The following is a 21,429-nucleotide window of genomic DNA, read 5'->3' on the forward strand; positions in this document are numbered from 1 at the left end:
CCGCATGGCGACTGACGCGGAGGCCTCCGCTTTGTTGGGGTCGCGCCCGCAGAACGAGGCGGACATATCCAGGCAGCGAATGCCTCAAAGGTTCCGCGGCCTTTCCGGACGGTTGCTGTGGCTGACCGTTATCTTCGTCATGTTCGCCGAAGTCCTGATTTTTGTCCCGTCGATTTCGATCATGCGGATGATCTGGCTGCGTGACAGCCTCGATACAGCGGCCGCCGCCGGTATCGTCATCGATGGCCTGCAGCCGGCGGAACTGCCGCGCGCAGTGCAGGATGACACGCTGCTGGCCACTGGTACGAAAGTCCTGGCTTTGCGAAAGGATGGCACCTCGCGTCTGTTGGCAGCCATCGATGTGCCGCCGCAGGTGGACGAACAGTTCGATCTTTCCCAGCAAACCTATCTCGGCTCCATGCGCGATGCACTGTCGACCCTGCTTTTCGGCGGCGGCAAGACGATGCGCGTGTTCGGCCCGATTGGCGACACCGACATGGTGATAGAGCTCGTCATGTCGGACGATGCCTTGCGCAAGGCCATGCTGAGCTTTTCCCGGCTGATGTTCTTCGTTTCGCTTCTGATTTCATTGGTTACGGCCGTGCTGATTTATCTGGCCATCAACCGCATGATGATCAGTCCCATCCGTCGGCTGACCCACGGCATGCAGGATTTCTCCGAGCATCCGGAAGACCCGGAGCGGATTTTCAAGCCCGGCCGCGCCAAAGGAGAGCTGGAAGTTGCAGGTTATCACCTGGCAGCCATGCAGGCGCAGTTGCAGCGCACGTTGAAGCAGCAGAAGAACCTGGCCGATCTCGGCCTTGCGGTCTCCAAGATCAATCACGACATGCGTAACATCCTGGCCTCGGCGCAACTGATGTCCGACCGTCTGGTTGATGTGGATGACCCGATGGTGCGCAGCTTTGCGCCGAAGCTTCTCAGAACCATCGATCGTGCGGTTGGCTACACGAACGAGGTGCTAGCCTATGGTCAGGCCTCCGAGGCTGCGCCGAAGCGGCGCTTGTTGAAGCTGGCTGATCTCTGTCAGGATGTGCGGGAAATTCTCGCCCTGGAGCCGGACGGCCGAATCGAATTCGTTGAGCAGATTGCCGCGGATCTTCTGGTCGATGCCGATAGCGAACAGCTTTTCCGCGTGATCCATAATCTCTGCCGCAATTCGGTGCAGGCCCTTGCCCAGTCGGAACTGTCCGAGGAGGGGATACCGCATCGCCTCACCGTGTCCGCCCAGCGCATGGGGGGCGTCGTCAGTATTACTGTCGATGACAACGGACCCGGCATGCCTCGAAAGGCGCGGGAGAACCTGTTCACGGCGTTTCGAGGCGCTGCACGCTCCGGCGGAACCGGCCTCGGCTTGGCGATTGCGCGAGAGCTTGTGCTGGCCCATGGCGGCACGATTGCGCTTGTCGAAAAGCCCGGGCCAGGCACGCAGTTCCGCATCGAAATTCCCGACCGACCGGTGGCCCTTCAGGACTATCGAGCAAGGGCGTGAAAATTACCTTTTATTTTCAATCACTTGAATTATTGTTTCAGGAAAATGACGCGAGCCTCTCCAAAACCACTTGCATTCCAGAGCGCAACGCTTTAGAGGATCGCCAACGCCGCGACGGACACCGTCGCTCAAAGGCAAGCACCCGTAGCTCAGCTGGATAGAGCACCAGACTACGAATCTGGGGGTCAGGAGTTCGAATCTCTTCGGGTGCGCCATTTCCACGTTTGACCAGAGAACGTAGTTTCCCGTGACGGCTTTCAGCCACATGGTGGGGGCGTTCGCATTGTTTCACAGCTTGCCCGCTGGCTGCCTGCTACCTATTCTCGAACGGACGAGATGGAACGCCCCATGGGTTGTCGAGGTTTTTTGCTTGCCCTGCTTGTGGTTGCTGCACCTTGCTCCGCTCTTGCCGCTCCGCCGTTGACAGTTTCCTTTCCAAGCGCCGACGGACAGACTCGTCTGGTGGGCTATCTGTTTCTGCCGCCCGGAAAGACGTCCTCACCCCTGCGCGCGGTGATCATGTTGCACGGCCGTGGCGGTGCATATTCGTCACTGGCGAAGGGTACATATAATGCCGGCACTCTGACGAAGAGACATGTCTTCTGGGGCAGGCATTGGGCAAAGATGGGATATGCTGCCCTCCTGGTAGATAGTTTCGGTCCGCGTGGTTTTCCTGCCGGCTTTCCCATTCATTCCTATGCGGATCGTCCCAAGCAGGTCAGCGAACTGACGGCTCGCCCGCTCGATGCCTATGGTGCGCTTTCCTACCTGAAGACCCGTAAGGATATTGATGGCCACCGCATTGCTATGCAGGGATGGTCCAATGGGGGCAGCACGGCGATTGCAGCCATGTCCGATGACATGCTCCGCAAGGTGGGCCTAGAGCCTGGTGCTGGCTTTCGTGGTGCCGTTGCCTTTTATCCAGGCTGCGGGCTGCATGGCGCTTTCAAGCACCGCTACCATCCCTATGCGGGCGTGAGGATCTTTTCGGGTGACAACGATGAGGAGGTGTCTGCACGGACCTGCTCGCGTTTGACCGAAGTGGCAAAAAAGGGCGGAGGCGATGTGGAGATCAAAGTCCTGGCAGGTGCGACGCATGGTTTCGACGATCCAGGGAAAAAGCACCGCGCTGTGGCGGAGAACGTGCAAGCTCTCGAATCTGTCGTGCCAGTCGTGAACGCTTACATCAACGCCTTGATCGCCAAGTAAACGCTTGATGAGGCTCAGCTCTGATTTCAGGGCTTCCGTTTTGACTGTCTTCAAGCAGGCGCTTCTAAAGCGTGTCGCCATCATCTGGTTCGACAGTGTCGAGAAAGCGACAGCCACCGTTGCATCCGCTGCCAATGGCGATGTCGCTGACATTATCCTGACCTTTGCCGGATCGAGTTACCAGCCGTAACTGAAGGTCAGGCCGCCCTCGCCATACCCACGTTGGCGCACGTCCGTATGCGTGCCGCGGCCGAACTGGAATATGCCGTAGGCATTGTCCTCGCCGGTCTGCTCCAGCGTGGCGGAATGGCCCTGTCCCTTCTGACGGATGAAGCCCACATTGCCGCTGCCGTTCTGGTAGAGCCCGGCGGTATTGCCATCGCCCTTCTGGCGGATCTCGCCATTCTTCAGGCCGCGATAGAGCGAATAGAGCCGAATGCCTGTGGAAAGGATGTCGCCACCGTCTTCGGCTGAAGGTGCGAGCGTGTAGGAAATGCTGCCGCCTGCATGGGCCGGTGCCGCTTCGATGGCGGGCACGGCAAGGCTTGCCAGAACAACGACCGTCAGGGTTTTCGTCAAAGCCGTCTGCATTGTCATCTCTCCATTTCGGGCTCCGTGACCGATGGTGACAATCTCGCACAGGCCGGCTGAACCGATGTGGAACCCGCCGTTCAGCCAGAATTTATCTGCGCGCCTTGTCGTGGGAGACAAAGCGAAACACCCGGGCCGCGAGGCGCCGGGTGCTTCTGGATTGATTGAGACGGATAGGAATTATCCGTCGATGGATTCGCTGCAGGTGACTTTGGCGCCATCGGCGCGGGCCTCAAAGTTCACGTCATAGCTCGCGCCCTTTGAGCCCAGCGAGACAGAACCCGCGGTGCTGGCGCGGCCGGCAGTCGTGGTGAAGGCACCGCCCTGCTGGATGGTGTTGCTGCCGGAGCGGCCCGACCCTTGCACCTTGAGGGAATAGGTGCCGTTGGTCGCGGTGTCGCTCAGCACCACCCCTTCAAGCGTTACCATGCCGCCCTGTCGGCTGCTGCGGATCTCGCAGCTGAGCGGCGATTTCTTCGCCACCGTTGCTGCAACTCCAGCCGTGCCGCCCAGGACAGCAAGAGCCAAGGCGAACGCTGCAATCGATATGTTTCCTGATACGGCAAAGGGCGACATGGAATGTCCTCCTAACGATTTGAGGTCAGACGCGAGAGTGTGTTGAAGAGGGTTGGTTAATCGCAGGCCTGGACGAAGGCGGCGACATTGCCGCTGCCGCCCTGGGCAACGTTGGCGCTGCAACCGCGGCCGATCTGCACACCGGCAGCAATATTGCCGTTGCCATCCTGGGTCAGCATCGTCGTGTGGTCGGAACCGAACTGGGCGACACCAGCCGTGTTGCGGTTGCCGGTCTGGTAGGTGGTGGCATTGTTGTGATGGCCATCCTGCCCGATGGCGGAGAGGTTGTCATAGCCGCGCTGATGGGCGTTGACGGAGTTGGAATAGCCGTTCTGGTAGGTGCGGATGCGGTTCCACGAACCTGTCTGCGCGCCGCCCGCCGAATTCGACCAGCCATATTGTTCGATGCGCACGTCATTGGCGAACGCGGGTACGGCAGCGCCGATACCGATCAGTGCAGCAAGAGCAGTCGCGATGAAAGAAGTGCGGGTCATGAAAGCGTCTCCCTGTGCGGACAATGCCGCCGTTGAACGCTTTCTTTCTACGATAGCGGAATCGAACGGCGCCTGAAGGCCCCGTTCACGCAGGATTTATGTGATCAGACGGTGCGGTAGCCGCGATCGAAATAGACAAGCGCCTGGCCATCCGTTCGCGTGCGGATATCCTCGACGCGGCAGAAGAGTACGTCATGGGTGCTGCCATCGGCGGTCGACGTGATACTGCAATCAAACGAGGTCAGCGCATTCTCCAGCCGCAACGCGCCTGTGGAGGTCGTTGACCACGTGGCTGCCGCAAAGCGTTCGTCCACCGGCGTCTTGCCGCCAAAGAGCCTGCTTAAGTCCTCATGCTCTGCCCCCAGCACATTGACGCAGACCACGCCATTGGCTTTGACGGCTGCATAGGCAGACGACCCCCGGTTCAGGCAGACCAGCAGGGTCGGCGGGTTGTCGGATACGCTGCAGACGGCGGTTGCGGCAAAGCCTGTCCGCCCGCCCGGTCCATCAGTCGTGACGATGGTCACGGCAGACGCGAGACGTGCCATGGCGTTGCGGTACTCCAGACGATAGGCCTCGTCATTCTCTACCGTTTGGGTCAGGGGGGCAGCAGGCATGGCAGTCTCCGATGTAGGTCTACGCCGCTTAAACGGCTTTCCAGCGGATTGGATCACTGTGCGTGATCCATCAAGGTTATGTTGTCCCAGATGGTGGCGGGCAAGCCGCCATCCATCATTTCGGTTAATGGCGTTGAAGAAAGCGCAATAGCGCCTCGTTTGAGGCATCCGGGAAGACAATGTTGACGGCATGGGCACCGCTCTCGGTCAGATGAAGCTCTGCCTGCGGCAGGCCCTCGGCCAGTCGAAGAGAGCGCGTGTAGGGCACCAGCAGGTCATCCTTGGTTGCCATGACAAGAGTCGGGCAGGTGATATCGCCAAGCCGTGCGTCCACGTCGAAGGCGCGCAGCGCAGCAATGCGTCTCTTGATGTTCGTCGCGCCCTGGAAATGCGTCACATGATGGCGGTCGTCATGCGCCATGCGCTCGGCATTCTCGCTCATCCACCAGGCCGGATAGAGAAACAGCGGCTGCGCCTTCACGAAGGCTTCGACGCCGGACTTTTCCAGAAGCTCCAGGCGAATATCAAAGCAACGCCCGGAATGCGGGTCGGCAATGCTCCAGGCATTGATCAGCACCAGCCGGTCGATCAGGTCCGGGCGTCTCAGCGCCAGATCAAGGCCTATCAACCCGCCAAGTGCATGACCGATGAAATGGAATTTCGTGAGGCCAAGAGCATCGACGATTTCCAGCACGTCGTCGGCCATGGCCGAGATGCCGCCGTTTTCAGGAACCTCGCCGCCGGTCTTGCCGCAGCCCCTGTGATCATAGGTGATGACGCGGAAGTGCTCGGCGAGCGCCGGGATCTGCAGCGCCCAATAGGCACCCGATCCGCCAAGGCCGGAGGAGAGCAGGATGGTCGGTGCGTTTGGATCGGTCAGTCCGTGGATATCGTAATGCATGAACAACTCTCGTTGTGTGTTCGAGTTTGGCACCCCCTCTGCCCTGCGGGACATCTCCATCAGAGAAGCGCTGGGATGAAAGTCCCCTCCCCAACCCCTCCCCACAAGGGGGAGGGGCTAGCCTGCCGAGACGTCGCATCTCACTAGTTTGGCAAAGCGGTGCCACGGGTATTCTCCCCCCTTGTGGGGGAGATGGCCGGCAGGCCAGAGGGGGTATTCCCTGTAAGCTTTAGAAGGTACGAGGCGGATGAGGGGCAATAACCCCCTTACTTCTTCCCGATATGGGCAACCGTGGCGATCTCCACCAGCGCATCCGGCTTCACCAGCCCGCACTGCACGCAGTAGCGCGCCGGCTTGTCGCCGGGGAAATACTCCGCATAGACCTTGTTGACCGCCTGATAGTTCGCCCAGTCAGTGACGAAGATGTGGTTCATGGTGACATCCTCCATCGTGCCGCCAGCGGTTTCGATGACCGACTTGATGGTTTCCAGCACATGGCGGGTCTGTGCGGCCGCATCACCCACATGCACAACATCATTGTTCTTGTCGAAGGGAAGGGTTCCCGACACGTACAGCACGCCATCGGCCAGTGCACCGGGCGAATAGGGGGCGATGGGCTTCTGCGTGCCTTCCGGAACGACGATAGTCTTCGGCATTCTCATTCTCTCCGTTGTGTTGCGGGTGGTTATTCGGCAGCTTCGGCAGGGGCAGCCTGACCGATCGCGCCACAGAAATCATTGACGGTGGAAACCCAGCCGAAGAATTTCTCGACATTGTAGACTGTCGCCTGCTGGATGAAGTCCGGCCCCAGATGATGGGTCGCGTCCTCCAGCATCACGCCGAAATATTCGAGATGGAAGGCATCGCGCAGCGAGCTTTCCACGCAGACATTGGTGGCAATACCGACAAAGACGAGGTTGCGGATGCCGCGGGCGCGCAGCACGCTGTCCATATTGGTGTTGAAGAAGCCGGAATAGCGCGTCTTCGGCACCAGTATGTCGCCGGGCTGCGGCTGTAGCTCGTCCACGATCGCGTAATCCCAAGTACCCTTGGCCAGTAGCTGGCCCTGCAGTTCCGGGCGCTTGCGCATGGTCTTCAAGGCGTTCGACTTGTGCCAGTTGGGCGAACCGGGGCCGCCGGCTTCCACATAGTCCTTGTCCCAGCCGTTCTGGAAATAGACGACGAGAACGCCCGCGGCGCGCGCGGCATCGAGCGTCTTCTTGATGTTGGCGATCGTGCCCTTGGCGCCCGCGATATCGAAGCCCGCAAGATCGACATAGCCGCCCTCGGTGGAATAGGCATTCTGCATATCCACGACAACAACGGCGGTCTCGGAGGGCTTCAGAGAGATGGGTTCCGGGCGTGCCGGCAGCGTCACGCTCTTCGTCAGTTCCGGGCGCGGCTGGTAACCTGCTACAACTGCCTCGCTCATTCTGCGGCCTCCAGCATGGGTTGGATATGGGCGCGGCTCTTCATCAGCGGCTGCACGAACTGGCCAAACTTTTCGATGCCTTCCAGGAAGTCGTCGAAGGTCAGCATCACGCCGCCGGTGCCGGGCACTTCGCTCATCTCGTCCAGCATGGCGGCTACCTCGGCATAGGAGCCGATCAGCGTGCCCATGTTGATGTTGACGGCGGAAACCGGGTTCGACATGTGGCGAACATTGGTATCCGAGCCGGATTTCGTATCGACGGCGCTCTGCAGGCCCAGCCACTTGATGGCTTCTTCATCGGCACCTGCCTTGTAGTGCTCCCACTTGGCAAAGGCGGCTTCCGTCGTTTCTTCCGCAATCACCATGGTCAGTACGAAGGAACGCACATCGCGACCGGTCTTTTCCGTGGCTGCCAGCAGGCGCTCATTGGTAGAGGCGAACGCCTTCGGCGTGTTGACGCCAACACCGAAGCAGAAGCTGTAATCGGCAAACTGCGCGGAAAACGCCATGCCGGAATTGGAGGAGCCGGCGCAGATCAGCTTCACGTCGCCCTGCGGGATCGGCTTCATACGGCAATCATCCATCTGGAAGTAATCGCCCTTCAGGTCCGATTGGCCTGTCGTCAGCAGGTCCTTGAGAATGGTCGTGTACTCGGTCAGATAGGCATAGCGATCAGCGAAGTAGTCATCGCCCGGCCACAAACCCATCTGGCTGTATTCCGGCCGCTGCCAGCCGGTGACGAGGTTGACGCCGAAACGGCCACCGGAAATGGAGTCGATCGTGGTTGCCATCCGCGCGACGATGGCGGGCGGCATGACCAGTGTCGCGGCGGTGCCGAACAGCTTGATCTTGGAGGTGACGGCGGCGAGGCCCGCCATCAGCGTGAAGCTCTCGAGATTGTAGTCCCAGAACTCCGTCTTGCCGCCAAAGCCGCGCAGCTTGATCATGGAAAGCGCGAAGTCGAAGCCGTATTTCTCGGCCTTCAGCGTGATTTCCTTGTTCAGGTCGAAGCTTGGTTTGTACTGCGGTGCGTTTTCGGAAAGAAGCCAGCCGTTGTTTCCGATCGGAATGAAGACGCCAATTTCCATGTTCCTGCTCCTCTGGCTGCGGGCTTTTGCCCTTTGTCATGCCAAGGAGTAAGCAATCGTCATGCCAGTTTGAAATAACCTTTATGAATCAATAGGTTGATTTTTGGAGGCTTCAAAAATTTATCAAAAGGTCAAAATTTGACTGTCCGGTAAATATTTTTCAGGCGACATGCTGCGCGATTGCACAACGGGTTGCACAGTTTTTGATCTTTGTCAGATTTTGTGCAGGACGGTCGCCAATCAGCCACAGCGGGCCTTGAGCCGCGTCAGGCTGAGCACTTCGATGTGGCGGTTGGCGGTAATCGTGATGATGCCGTCGGCCTTCAGCTTGGTCATCTGCCGGGACACTGTCTCGATCGTCAGGCCCAGAAAGTCGGCGATGTCGAGGCGCGACATGGGCAGGTCGAACAGGCGCTTCTCACCCTTCTGCTCCGGGTCCAGGTGTAGCGCTATCAAGAGAAGCAGGCTCGCCACCTTTTCGGCTGCCGTCTTGCGTCCGAGCGTCACCATCCATTCGCGCGCCTCGTCCAGTTCGCGCAGCGCCTGTTCCAGCAGCCGCTTGCGCAATGTCGGGCTTTGTTCGACTAGCCGTTCCAGCATGGCGCGGGGCACGCGGCAGACTTCCACGTCAGAAGCCGCTTCCGCCGTCATGGGGCTTTCGCCGGCCTGCAGCCGCCCGACGAAGTCAGGCGCGAATTGCAAGCCCACGATCTGCTGACGCCCATCCTCCAGTGTCTTGGAAAGCTTCACGACACCGCGCATGACGTTGTCATAGGATTCGACATCCGCACCTTCGCCCACCAGCTCGTCGCCAGATGTGTGCTGCACCTGTCTCGTGTGCTTCGAAAGCAGCAGAAGCTCGTCCGGCGTCAATGCACCACACATGCCCTTGTGCCGCACCTCGCAGCTTCGGCACAGAGCGGGGACTTCGGAATTGTGGATATCTCGGCGGGTCATGTCCATGGCGGGCAAAGATATAACCCGTTCAAACCAGTCGCACCACTGGGCTTGATCTTGATCAAGGATGGACGGGAAAGCCTTTGTATTTTGGGCCAACAAGGATGTGAGGACCATGAACAAAGACCTGCTTGCCCGTTATTCCGCCCCGGTGCCCCGTTATACGAGCTACCCGACCGCTCCGCATTTTCATGACGGCGTGACCGGCGATCTCTACGGAAAATGGCTGTCCGAGGATGGCGGACCGGATGCGCTCTCGCTCTACATCCATATCCCCTTCTGCGATCGCCTCTGTTGGTATTGCGGCTGCCACACCAAGCAGATCAAGCGCTATGAGCCTGTCGTTGGCTACGTGGGGGCACTGCAGGCGGAAATCGCCATGGTGGCCGAACGCTTCCCCGTGCGCCGCCGGGTCGAGTCGATCCATTTCGGCGGTGGCTCGCCAACCATCCTCTCGCCGGATGATCTGGCAAAACTGCGCGAGGTTCTGGACCGCCACTTCGATATAGAGCCCTCTGCCGAAATCAGCGTGGAGATCGATCCCGGTTTCGTGGATGAGATCAAGCTGGAGGCCTGGCGCCGCTTTGGCATTACGCGGGCCAGCGTGGGCGTTCAGGATTTCGATCCGGTGGTGCAGAAGGCGATCAACCGTCCGCAGAGTTTTGAACAGACCGCAAAGGTCGTGAAGATGCTGCGCAGCTTCGGCGTCGGCGGCATCAACCTGGATATCGTCTACGGACTGCCGCACCAGACTTTGGAAAGCCTCCAGCGCACGCTCGATCTCGCACTTTCCATGAACCCGGATCGGTTTGCCATCTTCGGCTATGCACACGTGCCGTGGATGAAAAAGCACCAGACGCTGATCGACGAGGCTGCTCTTCCGGGTGCGGAAGCACGTTATGAGATGGCCGAACGGGTGAGCGCAGTGCTTTTGCAGGCGGGTTATCTGGCAGTCGGTCTCGATCATTTCGCCCGCGCCGAGGATAGCTTAGCACGAGCGCTCACTTCGCAACAAATCCGCCGCAACTTCCAGGGCTATACGACGGACCGCGCCGCAAGCCTCATCGGCTTCGGTGCCTCTTCCATCGGTCGCAATGCCGGTGGTCATGTGCAGAACATCACCGCGACGGGGGAATACATCCGCGCCGTCAACGAGGGCCGTCTGCCCGTCGCGCGTGGCTTTGCGCTCAGCGATACGGATCGTGCGGTGGGGGAGGCAATCGAAGCGCTGATGTGCCACTACAGCTTTTCCGTCAAGGAACTCAGCCAGCGCTATGGCGTTGCTGCCGATGTTGTAAAGGCGGATGCGGCCCGTCTGCTCCAGCAGGACAAGGACGGCTTCATCCGTTTCGATGGCGACCACTTCGAGGTGGTGGGCGATGGCCAGAGGTTCGTGCGCACCATTGCCTCAGGCTTTGACCAGTATTTCGGTCGTGGCACTGCACGGCACTCGGTTGCGGTTTAATTAGCGGCGGCCCCAGGCGATGAAGGCGGGGTTGGCAAAATCGATGGCGTCGCTGCGTCCGCGCTTGCCATAGGTCAGCGGCGACCCATCGGGCAGTACGGTGGAGCCACCGGCGGCACGCAGCACCGCGTCCCCCGCTGCCGTGTCCCATTCCATGGTTCGGCCAAAGCGCGGATAGACATCCGCCACGCCCTCTGCGACCAAGCAAAATTTTAGAGAGGAGCCGATCGTGCGGCAGTCATTGACGCCGATCTCATCCAGGAAGGCCGTGGTTTCCGCATCCCCATGCGAGCGGCTGGCAAGCGCCACCGGCGGATCGAGCAGCGAGCGGGCGTGAATAGCCGCGCCCGAGGTAATTCGGTGATCCTCATCGATCAGAAGCTTCAGCGCGCCTTGCCGGTCGCCTAGATAGGCGACGCCGAGCGCTGGCGCATAGACTACACCCGCTGTCGGGATACCTTCCTCGATCAGGGCAATGTTGACGGTAAATTCGCCGTTGCGTTTGATGAATTCCCGCGTTCCATCCAGCGGGTCGATCAACAGAAACGGGTGACCATTCGTCTGCGGCACGATGCCAGCGGCGGCCTGTTCCTCGGCAATAACTGGGATGTCGCCGAGATGCGGCAGGAGGATGGAAAGGATCGCTTCTTCCGCCAGCCGGTCGGCCTCGGTCACGGGCGTGTCGTCTGCCTTGGTCTCGATGGTGCAGCCGCGTCGATACAGATCCATGATGATCCGTCCCGCTTCAAGAGCCGCCTTTTCAAAGAGATCCAGCATCCGCTTTTCGTATCGCCTTTGGCTTCTGCCACATTCCAATTGGTGAAACGTGTGTCTGAAGTCTGTTATTCCCTTGTGCTGATGTTCGCAATAAGGTCGGGCCGCTCTACAGAGGGCGAGACAGGAAGAGGGAAATGGCATGAGATGGAAGCGCACCATGCAGTTGCTGGATGTGCACTGCGAAGGCGAAATCGGCAAGGTGGCGATCGGCGGCGTACCAAAAATCCCCGGCGCCACGACCGCCGACAAGCTGGCCTGGTTGAACAGCGATCCGAAGGGCCAGGAGCTTCGCCGTTTTCTTTGCCTGGAGCCGCGCGGCAACCCCATCGGTTCGGTCAATCTTCTCCTGCCGCCGTCAGACCCTGCAGCAGATGCGGCTTTCATCATCCTGCAGCCGGATCAGGCGCATGCAAGTTCCGGCTCGAATTCCATCTGTGTAACGACCGCGCTGCTGGAATCCGGCCTGGTAGAAATGCAGGAGCCGGAAACGATTGTCGTCCTGGAAACGGCGGCGGGTCTGGTCCGCGCCAAGGCCACCTGCCGTGATGGCCGCTGTGAGCGCGTTGAACTGACAATGGTGCCGAGTTTCGTGCATGCGCTGGATGTGCCCCTGGAAACACGATGGGGGCAGATCAAGCTTGATATTTCCTACGGCGGCGTCTTCTATGCGCTTGTCGATGTCGGTCAGATCGGCCTCAAGATTGACCGCGCCAATGCCGCAGCGCTTGTAGAGGCCGGCATGGAGCTGAAGCGTGCGGTGAATGCTGCCTTTCCGGTGGTGCATCCGGAAATCCCGGCTGTGTCAGGCGTGGCTTACGTGATGTTCCGAGATCGCGACGAAGATGGCGCCGTGCGCACCTGCACCACTATGTGGCCGGGCAGGGCGGATCGTTCGCCCTGCGGCACGGGCAACTCCGCCAATCTGGCGACGCTTCATGCGCGCGGCAAAGCGAAGGTGGGCGATGTGTTCACCTCACGCTCGATCATTGGCTCTGAGTTTCAGGTGGGTCTGAAGGATGTGACGGAGATTGCCGGGAAGTTAGCCATTATCCCCACCATTAGCGGCCGTGGATTTACCTTCGGCCTTCAGACAGTGGCGCTCGATCCGTTCGACCCGCTCGGCAATGGCTTTGCATTGACCGATGTCTGGGGACCATCAGCCGGAGATATCCTCGGCTGAGATCGGCACATGACGACTTCATACCAAGTGTCGATGATATGAACCGATTGCGCCGAAGCGATTTTGGTTTCCGGCGAGGAGAAAACCACAGTCGGACCCATCGGTCCGGCGCGGATTTTCGACGACGTCCGGGGGGCAAAAGCGCCCGGTCCTTCGGATGGGCCGGAAATCCTTCCCCGACTTTGTCGCAATCCTCGACCGATGCGGGAGCATCGCTCTCCGGTATGCTTCTCGTCGGATGAAGGCCTCCGGTCCCACGCAATCGATTCCTATCATCGACACTTGGTATCAGATGTCACCGGCGAATATCGCCTGCTCCATGTCGCCATCGCGCAATTCGAGGGTGACGAAGCCTTGTGAGGCTTCGTCACCGGCAGGTGCAGGGGCAACACCCGCCTGGCTCAGGTCGCGCAGTTTCAGGGCGGCGAACTGGTCGCCTTGCGCGGCTGCCTGAGCAAAGAGATTGGCAGCTTCCGTGGGATTGGCCTTGATGCCTTCACCGCTCTCGTACATCAGGCCGAGATTGATCATGGCGTCCGCATTGCCGCGCTTGGCAGCGACATCGTACCAGGCAATGGCCATCTGGTTGTCTTCGGGGATAAGCTGGCCATCGTCATACATCACGCCGAGATTGAAAGCGGCGGTATCATCGCCACCAGCAGCGGCCTTTTCGAACCATTCGATGGCCTTCTTGCCATCGACATCGGTTCCCAGACCATCGCGATAGGCGACACCGAGATTGTAGGCCGCCAGCACATTGCCGGTTTGAGCGGCTTCGCTGTACATTTTGAATTCAGCTTGGGCGTCGCCGAGCCGACCGAGCAGCATGCCGAAATTCACCTTCGCGGCAGAATAATTATGCTGAACCGCGGTTTCATAGGCGCTCATGGCCTGTTCCGGCTGCTGCACCTTGTTCAGCGCGCGGCCGAGCTGGAAGGCAAAGCGCGGATTTCCCGTCGTATCGAAGGCGACGCGGCAGGCGTCCACCGCCTGCGGGTCGATCTGCTCGATATCGACAGGCGCAAAAGCGCTGTTGCGGTTCTGGTCAAAGGGGCTGCCCGCCAGCCGGTCGCAGTTTTCCTGCATCGCAACCGTCAGCGCGACCGGCGTTGGTGCCTCTGCCTTGGATGCGGCCGTTAAAGTTGCCAGCGCGATTGCGGTACCGGCGGTCAAAGCAGACATGTAAGTTATATTTGAAAGGCGGGATTTCATCCTTGCCTCCAGCCATTGTTTCTTGCGTCTGCTTCAACAACGCCGAATGGTGAATCCTGTTCCTCGGCTTTAACGCTTTTGTTACCTCTTGCCCTTGACGAGCGATTTCTCAGGTGCTTCCGAAAAGCCGTTTTCCCTCATTGTGAAGCTTCCCCGGCTGGTGTTATGGCGAAGGAAAGACAGGACACTTGTTTGCGGGAGCCCAGTATGAACAGCATCACCATCCGCCGTCCGGATGATTGGCATCTTCACCTGCGAGACGGAGCCGTGCTGGCAAGCGTGATTGGCGATACCAGCCGCCATTTTGCTCGCGCGATCATCATGCCGAACCTTGTGCCGCCGGTCGTGACGACCGCCGATGCCAAGGCGTATCGTGAACGCATCATCGCAGCCATTCCCAAGGGCGATCGTTTCGAGCCGCTGATGACCCTCTACCTGACGGAGCATACGGATCCTGATGATGTTGAAGAGGGCAAGAAGAGCGGGCTCATTACCGCTGTGAAGCTCTATCCTGCTGGCGCGACCACGAATTCCCACGGCGGTGTTCGAGATATGGAAAAGGCCATGCCGGTGCTGGAGCGGATGGCGAAGATCGGCCTGACGCTCTGTGTGCATGGCGAGGTGACGACACCGGAAGTGGACATCTTCGACCGCGAAGCCGTCTTCATCGAAGAGAAGCTGGAATGGCTGCGCCGCCGTCTTCCCGAACTGAAGATCACCATGGAGCATGTCACCACCAAGGAAGGCGTGGATTATATCCTCGCGGCCGACAGCAATCTTGCGGGCTCCATCACCACGCACCACCTCATCATCAACCGCAACGCCATTCTGGTCGGCGGTATCCGCCCGCATTATTACTGCCTGCCAGTCGCCAAGCGCGAGCATCACCGCCAGGCGCTGCGCAGAGCGGCAACCTCCGGCGACGCTCGTTTCTTCCTTGGTACGGATTCGGCACCGCATGTGGATCCGCTGAAGGAATGCGCCTGCGGCTGCGCGGGTGTCTATACCGCACCCAACACCATGAGCTGCCTCGCCCATGTCTTCGAGGAGGAGAACGCGCTGGACAGGCTGGAGGCCTTCACCTCTTTGAATGGTCCCGCCTGGTACGGGCTGCCCGTCAATGAAGAGACGATGGTTCTTGAAAAGCAGGAACAGCCAATCGTCTACCCCGGTAAATGTGAAACGGAAGCGGGCGCAATTACCGTGTTTGATCCCATGTTTCCTCTTCATTGGCGCGTGAGGTAGTGTAAAAAAGTTAGCAGAGGCAAAGTGAATCAGTAACGATTTGGGAAGAATCGAGAACTACGTTCAGGTTCTGCCGGACGTATGGACGCGTCATCAATCGGGCGAGCATGATGCTGGATTATAATACACTTCTCGTCTCATTAGGCGTGTCGACGCTTTGTCTGTTGCTGACCTTGCTGGGTACCTGGATGGCCCGGCGTGGTGACGGCTTTCTGCTCACCTGGGTTATTGGTCTGTTTTTCCTGGTGGCCGGGATTTTTTCCTATAGCTACTACACGACCAATATCGATCCGGTGCTTGGTTCCCTTTGCTGTTCACTGATGCTGATCGGCTTTGCGATTATCCACGCGGCTGGCTATCAGTTCAGAACCGGCGGCTCGCCGGTCATGTATACTGTCGTCGGTTCATGCTTTTCGATCGCCCTGACCGTGCCGCCCATGCTGGCGGGCTTTGATGGATTGGGCTTTGTGGGGCTCAATGTCGGCGCCATGCTACTTCTCCTGGGTGCTGCTCGCGAATATTGGAAGGCGCGCCCCGAAGCGCCCGGCCCCTTGACGGGCATGGCGGTTCTCTATGGCGTCACCGCTGCCTCCTTCCTGCTCTGCGGTCTGATGCTCATTAGCTTGGGACAGTGGAAACTGGGGCATGCACCAGACAACTGGTCGGAAAATCTGAACGTCGCCATCTGCATTGCGGGGATGACAGGCATCGGCGCCATGTCGCTGATGGTGCATCAGGCCCGCATCACGGCCCTGCATCGGCATGAGGCCATGACCGATGGACTGACGGGCCTCGCCAACCGTCGCGCCTTGTTCGATAAACATCTGGGGCATAGCTTTACCGACAAGATGGCGGTCATTGTCTTTGACATCGACCGCTTCAAGTCCATCAACGATCAATATGGGCATGCGGTCGGTGATCGGGTGATCCAGGCACTTGCGGACGATCTGCGCAACGCCACAGGCGTTGTGACAGCCGCGCGTCTGGGTGGCGAAGAATTTGCCGTCGTGCTGCTGCAGGCTCAGGCAGGCTATGCGGAATGGGTGGCAGAAAAAATCCGTCGCAACTTTGCCGACCGGAATATTCAGTCCGGTGGCATGCAAGTGCGTGCGACCGTGAGTGCCGGCATCGCTTATGGCGCAGAATGGGGTGAAACCTTTGAGGCAATGCTGTCCTCCGCCGATAGCGCCCTCTATGATGCAAAGCGCGGCGGCCGCAACCGGGTTGAAACGGCGATGCCGAGCAGCGGCGATACACGCACCACCGCCTGATCGCGAAACGCCGGTTCATGCTGGTTTCTTTGCGCTCTTGCTGCTATTGCCGCGCGGAGATTTTTTCTGAGGAGACGCGGATGATCACGACCCAATTTCCCGATCGTGCCTTGATGGCTGAACTGATGGCAAAGATGCTGTGGGAAATCGGAGCAGTGCATTTCCGCCCGCAGGAGCCGTACAAGCTGGCGTCGGGCATGTTCAGCCCCGTCTATATCGATTGCCGCAAGCTGCTCTCCTATCCACGTATCCGCTCCACCATCATAGATTTTGCTGCCTCCGCGGTGCTGCGGGATGCGGGTTTCGAAAAGTTCGATTGCGTGGCCGGTGGCGAAACGGCCGGCATTCCCTTCGCCGCGCTGCTCGCAGATCGTCTGTCTCTGCCGATGATCTATGTCCGCAAGCAGCCCAAGGGTCACGGCCGCAATGCCCAGATTGAAGGCCATATGCCTGAAGGTGCCCGTGTGCTGGTCATCGAAGATCTGACGACGGTCGGTGGCAGCATGTTCAAGTTCATCGATGCCGTCCGTGCCGCTGGCGGCGTCGTGGATCATGCCATCGCGCTCTTCTACTACGGCTTCTTCCCGCAGGCGGAAGCCCGCTTCGCCAATGGCAAGGTACAGCTTCACCACATCGCGACCTGGCGCCATGTGCTGGCCGTTGCCCGCGAACAGAAGCTCTTCGATGCTGAAACGCTGGCGGAAGTGGAAAGCTTCCTGGACAAACCCCTCGCTTGGTCTGCCAGCCGCGGCGGCGTGGCGGAACTGCCGGAGAGCTGAGTACATTCGCGAAAGTTGAGTAATTGCTCTCTGTAGTGTCTATTGCTCAATTTTCGGCTTTTTTGTACGCTTTGATTTAATCGATTGAATAGGCCTGATGGCGAGCGGATGGAGGAATGAAATGATCTTGTGCTGTGGTGAAGCCCTTATCGATATGCTGCCGCGGGAGACCACCCAGGGCGAAAACGGCTTTGCCCCCTATGCAGGCGGCGCCATCTTCAATACTGCTATTGCGCTTGGCCGCCTCGGCCAGCCGACGGCCTTCTTCACGGGACTGTCGGACGACATGATGGGCGACATCCTGCGCGAGACGTTGAAGCAGAGCCATGTCGATTCCAGCCTTTGCGCCATCTCGTCGCGTCCCACCACGATTGCCTTCGTCAAGCTGGTCAACGGCCAGGCGACCTACGCCTTCTATGATGAAGGCACGGCAGGGCGCATGCTCTCGCGTGAGGATCTGCCGACGCTCAGCGACAGCATCGAGGCCATCCACTTCGGCGCGATTAGCCTGATCCCTGAACCCTGCGGCGAAACCTATGAAACGTTGATGGCGCGCGAATATCAGAAGCGCGTCATCTCCTTCGATCCGAACATCCGCCCGGGCTTCATCAAGGATCGCGAAAAGCACCATGGCCGCGTGGCACGCATGGCAGCCATGTCTGATATCATCAAGTTTTCGGACGAAGACCTCGAATGGTTCGGCATGGAAGGTGACCACGACACGCTGGCAAAATACTGGCTGGGGCAGGGCGCCAAGTTGGTGGTCATTACCCGTGGCGCCGAGGGCGCTGTTGGATACACGGCTGGCTTCAAGGTAGCCGTTCCGGCAGAGCGTGTGACGGTCGTCGATACGGTCGGCGCAGGCGACACCTTCGATGCCGGCATCCTGGCTTCCCTGAAGCGCCAAAATCTCCTGACGAAGGAAAAAGTGGCGAACCTCTCCGAACAGGCGGTGACAGATGCGTTGACGCTGGGTGCAAAGGCTGCTGCCGTGACCGTTTCTCGCGCCGGTGCAAACCCGCCTTATGCCCATGAGATCGGGCTCTAAGGCCAGCTGGCTAAGCTGTCGCGGCAATTGACGGGTGGCAAACACGTTTTACGGGCGGCTTCGCTTGCAGCGCTGGTCGCCCGGTCAGGGGCCTAATGCGGCATGGTGTGCATCAGGTTCGGCCAGAGGCCGATCACGCCGACGAAGATCAAATAGAGCGCAACGACGTAGTTCAAAATCCGCGGCATAACGAGGATGATGATCCCCGCTATGAGGGCGATCAGAGGCTGGACGAAGACGACCGTTTCCATGGTTCGGGCTCCTGGATCATGCTGACGGGATAGTGGGGGGCGCTGCGGATGCGCTCTGCGCCTTTCCGAATTCCACGCGCAACGCCCGTTTCCTGCTCGTATCCGGATGGGTGCGGATGATGTTGCCACGATCAATGCGAAGCTCCGACATTCTGCCCCTCCTGTCCGGATTACGGATTGTTCGCGGGTTCTGTCAGGTGATGTGGTGCGGTCTTCGGTCCCGGAAAGACCCGCCGGATTAAATCTCGGTAAGCTTCCGGTCAGTGCTCGCCAAGACCAGATGCGGACCGGCACCGCCCCGGCTCTGTGCATGGTCGCCGCCAAAATAGCGCGCAGCCACATCGCCGGGCCCGAGGTCTTCGATGGAAGTATAGCCCATTCCCTCAAGCGTTAAACGCAGGTCAATCGGGTCGAGAAGCGTCAGCCAGGGTTCGCCGGCGGCAGCAACCCGCTCCGCCATGGCCGCGATGGCAGGCCGGCGCTCTGGCGGATAGTTTTCGATCGGCTCCGAATAATCAAAGACGATCGCCGCATCAGGCGATTGTGCCACCTTCTCCAGCAGGGAAAACACGGCGGGTCGCGTGAGATAGGGTGTTACGCCGAGCCAGACGTAGATGGCGGACTGATCTGGCCGAAACCCGGCCGTCGCCAGGGATGTCGAAAGATCGTCCGTCTCGAAATCGACCGGCACCCAGACCAGTTCATTCGGCGCGCGCAGTTTGGCTGCTGCCAGGCGTTCCCGCTTCCACGCTTGCGTCAGGGGTTGATCGACTTCGTAGACCTTGACGCCGATCTCCCGGAACGGATTGCGCAGGGCGAGCGTGTCCAGGCCGGCGCCAAGAACGACCACCTGCCGCACGCATCGCGCCACGGCGGCTTCCAGGCAGTCGTCGGCAAACCGGCTGCGAGCGGCCATGAACAGGCGGATATTGCGCGAGGCCGGATCACGCGCCCGCTCATCGGCCTCCGCAAGCGCGTCCGGTTCCAGGATCAGTCGTGCGAACGGATCCCGGAATATGGTCGCGCCGTCCGCAGCCTGGTGTGCTGCCCGGTAACCGGCGGCGCCGCGTGCGGTCTTGCTGGGGCCGGTGAGCGCCACGGCAAGCGCCTCAGCCGATCAGCGCCTTGACGAGACCGGCGGTCGAGGCATCCTGACCTTCCGTGCCGGCCTTGCCTTCCACCACGGGCAACAGGCCGGTCGCCAGTTCCTTGCCAAGTTCCACGCCCCACTGGTCAAACGAGTTGATGCGGAAGAGAACGCCTTCCACGAAGACACGATGCTCGTAAAGCGCGATCAGGCGGCCGAGCGCGTAGGGCGTCAGCTGGTCATAGACGATAGTGATCGACGGACGGTTGCCTGTGAAGACGCGGTGCGGTGCGATGAAATCCGCCTGGTCAGAGGGCATGCCCTTCGCGGTCAACTGCGCCTTGGCTTCCTGCAGCGTACGCCCCTTCATGAGCGCTGCGGATTGCGCCAGGCAATTGGCGATCAAAAGCTCGTGCTGGTGGCGCAGCTCAGGTTCAAAACCCTTGGCGGCAATCATGAATTCCGCCGGGATGATCGTCGTTCCCTGGTGAATCAGCTGGTAGAATGCGTGCTGGCCGTTGGTGCCCGGTTCACCCCAGACGACGGGGCCGGAATTGCCCTCGACCGGCTTGCCATCGATCGTCACGCCCTTGCCGTTCGATTCCATATCCAGCTGCTGCAGATAGGCCGGGAAGCGCAGCAGTCGCTGGTCATAGGGCAGGATGGCGCGGGATGGATAGCCCAGCACATTGCGGTGATAGAAGCCGATCAGGCCCAGCAATGCCGGCAGGTTCTGGCGCACCGGTGCTTCGCGGAAGTGGCGGTCCATCGCATGGGCACCATCCAGGAAGCGGCCGAAATTGTCGGGACCGACCGCGATCATCAGCGGCAGGCCGATCGCGGACCAGATAGAATAGCGCCCGCCAACCCAGTCCCAGAAACCGAAGATGCGATCGCTCTCGATGCCGAAGGCGGCAACCTTGTCGAGGGCTGTGGAAACAGCGGCAAAGTGATGCTTCACCGCGTCTTCGCCCAGCTTGCCGGCAATGAAGGCGCGGGCGGATGCCGCATTGGTCATCGTCTCGATGGTGGTGAAGGTCTTCGAAGCGATGATGAAGAGCGTGGTTTCAGCGTTCAGAAGTTTCAGCGTGTCGGCGATATGTGCGCCGTCCACGTTGGAAACGAAGTGCGCGCGCGGACCATCGTGGAAAGGCGCCAGCGCCAGCGTCGCCATGACAGGGCCAAGGTCCGAGCCGCCGATGCCGATATTGACGACATCGGTGATTCTCTTGCCGGTGGCGCCCGTCAGCGCGCCGGAACGAATCTTTTCGGCAAATGACCCCATGGCGGCGAGCACGCCGTTGACCTCAGGCATCACGTCCTTGCCCTCGACGAGGACCGGCGTGTTGGACCGGTTGCGCAGCGCCGTATGCAGCACGGCGCGATTTTCCGTGAAGTTGATGGCCTCGCCGGAGAACATCGCCTCACGCTTCTCGGCCACGCCACCCTCTGCAAACAGGCGCTCAAGCAAAGCGAGAACCGGTTCGTTGACGGCGCATTTGGAATAATCCAGCAGCATGTCTTCGAAGCGAGCCGAGAATTTGTCGAAGCGCGCCGTGTCGGAGTTGAACGCGGCCCGGATATCGGTGGCCTGGGTGTCTGCGGCGGTGGATTTGAGCTGGTCGACGATGGCCTGCATGGGCACTCCTCGTGGGATCATGATAGGTTCACGGGGAACCTATTCGCTTTATGTGTCAAATCAAGCGCAGCATCATTTGTTAGCGCTGGATTGTCCAAGC

Annotated in this window: 24 protein-coding genes and 1 tRNA gene; 10 read left to right on the top strand and 15 right to left on the bottom strand. The window is 59.8% G+C overall.

Features of this window, described 5'->3' with window-relative positions:
* Positions 1 to 79: 79 nt before the first annotated feature.
* From Q2T52_RS01985 to Q2T52_RS02000, 4 genes are all read left to right on the top strand, one after another.
* Positions 80 to 1,510 carry an ATP-binding protein gene (locus Q2T52_RS01985; protein ID WP_302076005.1) on the top strand — a complete coding sequence of 477 codons (1,431 nt, stop codon included), beginning with the start codon at positions 80 to 82 and terminating at the stop codon, positions 1,508 to 1,510.
* Positions 1,511 to 1,648: 138 nt separating this feature from the next.
* Positions 1,649 to 1,725: transfer RNA gene (locus Q2T52_RS01990), tRNA-Arg, on the top strand.
* Positions 1,726 to 1,972: 247 nt separating this feature from the next.
* Positions 1,973 to 2,719 carry a dienelactone hydrolase family protein gene (locus Q2T52_RS01995; protein ID WP_302075000.1) on the top strand — a complete coding sequence of 249 codons (747 nt, stop codon included), beginning with the start codon at positions 1,973 to 1,975 and terminating at the stop codon, positions 2,717 to 2,719.
* Between the two features lie 7 nt (positions 2,720 to 2,726).
* Positions 2,727 to 2,909 carry a hypothetical protein gene (locus Q2T52_RS02000; RefSeq protein WP_302075001.1) on the top strand — a complete coding sequence of 61 codons (183 nt, stop codon included), beginning with the start codon at positions 2,727 to 2,729 and terminating at the stop codon, positions 2,907 to 2,909.
* On the opposite strand, the gene Q2T52_RS02005 is transcribed toward Q2T52_RS02000, so the two are convergent.
* From Q2T52_RS02005 to Q2T52_RS02045, 9 genes are all read right to left on the bottom strand, one after another.
* A complete protein-coding gene (locus tag Q2T52_RS02005; RefSeq protein ID WP_302075002.1) occupies positions 2,897 to 3,310 on the bottom strand; it encodes a curlin repeat-containing protein in 414 nt (137 codons plus the stop codon). The two genes, Q2T52_RS02000 and Q2T52_RS02005, sit on opposite strands and share 13 nt — an antisense overlap.
* 180 nt (positions 3,311 to 3,490) lie before the next feature.
* Complete coding sequence (csgH, locus tag Q2T52_RS02010) at positions 3,491 to 3,886, bottom strand: curli-like amyloid fiber formation chaperone CsgH (RefSeq protein WP_302075003.1); 396 nt, start codon at positions 3,884 to 3,886, stop codon at positions 3,491 to 3,493.
* Positions 3,887 to 3,942: 56 nt separating this feature from the next.
* The gene (locus Q2T52_RS02015) at positions 3,943 to 4,380 is read right to left on the bottom strand and encodes a curlin (protein ID WP_302075004.1); all 438 of its coding nucleotides are present in this window, start codon (positions 4,378 to 4,380) and stop codon (positions 3,943 to 3,945) included.
* A gap of 104 nt (positions 4,381 to 4,484) precedes the next feature.
* Positions 4,485 to 4,997: a flavin reductase gene (locus Q2T52_RS02020; protein WP_302075005.1), complete on the bottom strand. Its 513-nt coding sequence runs from the start codon at positions 4,995 to 4,997 to the stop codon at positions 4,485 to 4,487.
* A 124-nt stretch (positions 4,998 to 5,121) separates the two neighbouring features.
* A complete protein-coding gene (rutD, locus tag Q2T52_RS02025; protein ID WP_302075006.1) occupies positions 5,122 to 5,898 on the bottom strand; it encodes a pyrimidine utilization protein D in 777 nt (258 codons plus the stop codon).
* Positions 5,899 to 6,164: 266 nt separating this feature from the next.
* Positions 6,165 to 6,554 (bottom strand): pyrimidine utilization protein C, encoded by a 390-nt coding sequence (gene rutC / locus Q2T52_RS02030; RefSeq protein ID WP_302075007.1) that lies wholly within the window; start codon positions 6,552 to 6,554, stop codon positions 6,165 to 6,167.
* Between the two features lie 29 nt (positions 6,555 to 6,583).
* On the bottom strand, positions 6,584 to 7,330 hold the full coding sequence (rutB, locus tag Q2T52_RS02035) for a pyrimidine utilization protein B (RefSeq protein WP_302075008.1): 747 nt from the start codon (positions 7,328 to 7,330) through the stop codon (positions 6,584 to 6,586).
* Positions 7,327 to 8,418, bottom strand: a complete 1,092-nt coding sequence (rutA, locus tag Q2T52_RS02040; protein WP_302075009.1) for a pyrimidine utilization protein A — start codon at positions 8,416 to 8,418, stop codon at positions 7,327 to 7,329. The genes rutB and rutA overlap by 4 nt, the downstream gene beginning before the upstream one ends.
* Positions 8,419 to 8,658: 240 nt before the next feature.
* Entirely contained in the window at positions 8,659 to 9,381 is a 723-nt protein-coding gene (locus Q2T52_RS02045) for a Crp/Fnr family transcriptional regulator (RefSeq protein WP_302075010.1), read from the bottom strand.
* Positions 9,382 to 9,490: 109 nt separating this feature from the next.
* On the opposite strand from Q2T52_RS02045, the gene hemN reads away from it, so the two are divergent.
* Positions 9,491 to 10,840, top strand: coding sequence for an oxygen-independent coproporphyrinogen III oxidase (hemN, locus tag Q2T52_RS02050; RefSeq protein WP_302075011.1), 1,350 nt, complete (start codon positions 9,491 to 9,493; stop codon positions 10,838 to 10,840).
* On the opposite strand, the gene cysQ is transcribed toward hemN, so the two are convergent.
* Positions 10,841 to 11,617 carry a 3'(2'),5'-bisphosphate nucleotidase CysQ gene (gene cysQ, locus Q2T52_RS02055; RefSeq protein ID WP_302075012.1) on the bottom strand — a complete coding sequence of 259 codons (777 nt, stop codon included), beginning with the start codon at positions 11,615 to 11,617 and terminating at the stop codon, positions 10,841 to 10,843.
* A gap of 139 nt (positions 11,618 to 11,756) precedes the next feature.
* Between cysQ and Q2T52_RS02060 the strand changes: the two genes are divergently transcribed.
* Entirely contained in the window at positions 11,757 to 12,797 is a 1,041-nt protein-coding gene (locus Q2T52_RS02060; RefSeq protein ID WP_302075013.1) for a proline racemase family protein, read from the top strand.
* Between the two features lie 288 nt (positions 12,798 to 13,085).
* On the opposite strand, the gene Q2T52_RS02065 is transcribed toward Q2T52_RS02060, so the two are convergent.
* Positions 13,086 to 13,979: a tetratricopeptide repeat protein gene (locus tag Q2T52_RS02065; RefSeq protein ID WP_302075014.1), complete on the bottom strand. Its 894-nt coding sequence runs from the start codon at positions 13,977 to 13,979 to the stop codon at positions 13,086 to 13,088.
* A gap of 237 nt (positions 13,980 to 14,216) precedes the next feature.
* Here Q2T52_RS02065 and pyrC point away from each other — a divergent pair, with 237 nt between their 5' ends.
* The 4 genes from pyrC to Q2T52_RS02085 all read left to right on the top strand — a co-directional run bounded on the left by pyrC (position 14,217) and on the right by Q2T52_RS02085 (position 18,352).
* The gene (pyrC, locus tag Q2T52_RS02070) at positions 14,217 to 15,254 is read left to right on the top strand and encodes a dihydroorotase (protein WP_302075015.1); all 1,038 of its coding nucleotides are present in this window, start codon (positions 14,217 to 14,219) and stop codon (positions 15,252 to 15,254) included.
* A gap of 110 nt (positions 15,255 to 15,364) precedes the next feature.
* Positions 15,365 to 16,525, top strand: coding sequence for a GGDEF domain-containing protein (locus tag Q2T52_RS02075; protein WP_367187268.1), 1,161 nt, complete (start codon positions 15,365 to 15,367; stop codon positions 16,523 to 16,525).
* 80 nt (positions 16,526 to 16,605) lie between these two features.
* Positions 16,606 to 17,304, top strand: coding sequence for an orotate phosphoribosyltransferase (locus Q2T52_RS02080; protein WP_302075017.1), 699 nt, complete (start codon positions 16,606 to 16,608; stop codon positions 17,302 to 17,304).
* Between the two features lie 121 nt (positions 17,305 to 17,425).
* Positions 17,426 to 18,352 (top strand): carbohydrate kinase family protein, encoded by a 927-nt coding sequence (locus tag Q2T52_RS02085; protein WP_302075018.1) that lies wholly within the window; start codon positions 17,426 to 17,428, stop codon positions 18,350 to 18,352.
* Between the two features lie 92 nt (positions 18,353 to 18,444).
* On the opposite strand, the gene Q2T52_RS02090 is transcribed toward Q2T52_RS02085, so the two are convergent.
* From Q2T52_RS02090 to pgi, 4 genes are all read right to left on the bottom strand, one after another.
* Positions 18,445 to 18,603 carry a DUF3096 domain-containing protein gene (locus tag Q2T52_RS02090; RefSeq protein WP_302075019.1) on the bottom strand — a complete coding sequence of 53 codons (159 nt, stop codon included), beginning with the start codon at positions 18,601 to 18,603 and terminating at the stop codon, positions 18,445 to 18,447.
* A gap of 16 nt (positions 18,604 to 18,619) precedes the next feature.
* Positions 18,620 to 18,754, bottom strand: coding sequence for a hypothetical protein (locus tag Q2T52_RS02095; protein WP_302075020.1), 135 nt, complete (start codon positions 18,752 to 18,754; stop codon positions 18,620 to 18,622).
* 87 nt (positions 18,755 to 18,841) lie between these two features.
* A complete protein-coding gene (locus Q2T52_RS02100; protein ID WP_302075021.1) occupies positions 18,842 to 19,702 on the bottom strand; it encodes a class I SAM-dependent methyltransferase in 861 nt (286 codons plus the stop codon).
* Positions 19,703 to 19,712: 10 nt separating this feature from the next.
* Entirely contained in the window at positions 19,713 to 21,329 is a 1,617-nt protein-coding gene (pgi, locus tag Q2T52_RS02105; protein WP_302075022.1) for a glucose-6-phosphate isomerase, read from the bottom strand.
* Positions 21,330 to 21,429: the final 100 nt, after the last annotated feature.

Origin of the sequence: Rhizobium oryzicola (assembly GCF_030504645.1) — a bacterium.
In the GTDB taxonomy this organism is placed as follows: Bacteria; Pseudomonadota; Alphaproteobacteria; order Rhizobiales; family Rhizobiaceae; genus Neorhizobium; species Neorhizobium oryzicola.

What these genes read in the sequence shown, in the direction of transcription:
- Q2T52_RS01985 (WP_302076005.1), top strand. Translation starts at nt 80, where the DNA reads ATGCCTCAAAGGTTCCGCGGCCTTTCCGGACGGTTGCTGTGGCTGACC.
- Q2T52_RS02000 (WP_302075001.1), top strand. Translation starts at nt 2,727, where the DNA reads ATGAGGCTCAGCTCTGATTTCAGGGCTTCCGTTTTGACTGTCTTCAAG.
- Q2T52_RS02005 (WP_302075002.1), bottom strand. Translation starts at nt 3,310, where the DNA reads ATGCAGACGGCTTTGACGAAAACCCTGACGGTCGTTGTTCTGGCAAGC.
- csgH (WP_302075003.1), bottom strand. Translation starts at nt 3,886, where the DNA reads ATGTCGCCCTTTGCCGTATCAGGAAACATATCGATTGCAGCGTTCGCC.
- Q2T52_RS02015 (WP_302075004.1), bottom strand. Translation starts at nt 4,380, where the DNA reads ATGACCCGCACTTCTTTCATCGCGACTGCTCTTGCTGCACTGATCGGT.
- Q2T52_RS02020 (WP_302075005.1), bottom strand. Translation starts at nt 4,997, where the DNA reads ATGCCTGCTGCCCCCCTGACCCAAACGGTAGAGAATGACGAGGCCTAT.
- rutD (WP_302075006.1), bottom strand. Translation starts at nt 5,898, where the DNA reads ATGCATTACGATATCCACGGACTGACCGATCCAAACGCACCGACCATC.
- rutC (WP_302075007.1), bottom strand. Translation starts at nt 6,554, where the DNA reads ATGCCGAAGACTATCGTCGTTCCGGAAGGCACGCAGAAGCCCATCGCC.
- rutB (WP_302075008.1), bottom strand. Translation starts at nt 7,330, where the DNA reads ATGAGCGAGGCAGTTGTAGCAGGTTACCAGCCGCGCCCGGAACTGACG.
- rutA (WP_302075009.1), bottom strand. Translation starts at nt 8,418, where the DNA reads ATGGAAATTGGCGTCTTCATTCCGATCGGAAACAACGGCTGGCTTCTT.
- Q2T52_RS02045 (WP_302075010.1), bottom strand. Translation starts at nt 9,381, where the DNA reads ATGGACATGACCCGCCGAGATATCCACAATTCCGAAGTCCCCGCTCTG.
- hemN (WP_302075011.1), top strand. Translation starts at nt 9,491, where the DNA reads ATGAACAAAGACCTGCTTGCCCGTTATTCCGCCCCGGTGCCCCGTTAT.
- cysQ (WP_302075012.1), bottom strand. Translation starts at nt 11,617, where the DNA reads ATGCTGGATCTCTTTGAAAAGGCGGCTCTTGAAGCGGGACGGATCATC.
- Q2T52_RS02060 (WP_302075013.1), top strand. Translation starts at nt 11,757, where the DNA reads ATGAGATGGAAGCGCACCATGCAGTTGCTGGATGTGCACTGCGAAGGC.
- Q2T52_RS02065 (WP_302075014.1), bottom strand. Translation starts at nt 13,979, where the DNA reads ATGTCTGCTTTGACCGCCGGTACCGCAATCGCGCTGGCAACTTTAACG.
- pyrC (WP_302075015.1), top strand. Translation starts at nt 14,217, where the DNA reads ATGAACAGCATCACCATCCGCCGTCCGGATGATTGGCATCTTCACCTG.
- Q2T52_RS02075 (WP_367187268.1), top strand. Translation starts at nt 15,365, where the DNA reads ATGCTGGATTATAATACACTTCTCGTCTCATTAGGCGTGTCGACGCTT.
- Q2T52_RS02080 (WP_302075017.1), top strand. Translation starts at nt 16,606, where the DNA reads ATGATCACGACCCAATTTCCCGATCGTGCCTTGATGGCTGAACTGATG.
- Q2T52_RS02085 (WP_302075018.1), top strand. Translation starts at nt 17,426, where the DNA reads ATGATCTTGTGCTGTGGTGAAGCCCTTATCGATATGCTGCCGCGGGAG.
- Q2T52_RS02090 (WP_302075019.1), bottom strand. Translation starts at nt 18,603, where the DNA reads ATGGAAACGGTCGTCTTCGTCCAGCCTCTGATCGCCCTCATAGCGGGG.
- Q2T52_RS02095 (WP_302075020.1), bottom strand. Translation starts at nt 18,754, where the DNA reads ATGTCGGAGCTTCGCATTGATCGTGGCAACATCATCCGCACCCATCCG.
- pgi (WP_302075022.1), bottom strand. Translation starts at nt 21,329, where the DNA reads ATGCAGGCCATCGTCGACCAGCTCAAATCCACCGCCGCAGACACCCAG.